We start from the raw sequence: 294 nt of genomic DNA, 5'->3' as shown, positions 1-294 counted from the left end.
CCTGGGCAAAAAGAGCGGCCGCGGCTTCTACACCTGGCGCGACGGCAAACCGGTAAAGGACGGCCAGGGCGCTGCCCGCGCGCCGGCCGGTCTGGCCGAACGCCTGATCCAGCCCTTGGTGGACGCCACCCGCGAGCGGGTCGAGGCCGGCGTGGTGGCCGATGCCGACCTGGCCGACGCCGGCGTGATTTTCGGGACCGGGTTCGCGCCGTTCACGGGCGGACCCCTGCATTACCAGAGCAGTCGCAGTGCGTAGCGCAGTAGAGAACCGGCGTATGCCGAGAGATTAGACCG

1 pseudogene is annotated in these 294 nt (G+C 69.7%); it reads left to right on the top strand.

The features are described from left to right. Window positions 1-256, top strand: a pseudogene (locus SB764_RS39290) (enoyl-CoA hydratase); the annotation flags it as partial. Window positions 257-294 lie beyond the last annotated feature (38 nt).

It is taken from the genome of Paraburkholderia sp. SIMBA_027 (assembly GCF_046535315.1).
GTDB classification, from domain to species: Bacteria; Pseudomonadota; Gammaproteobacteria; order Burkholderiales; family Burkholderiaceae; genus Paraburkholderia; species Paraburkholderia tropica.
The sequence above is the reverse complement of the archived record's forward strand: the minus strand, read 5'-3'. Positions and strand labels throughout refer to the sequence as shown.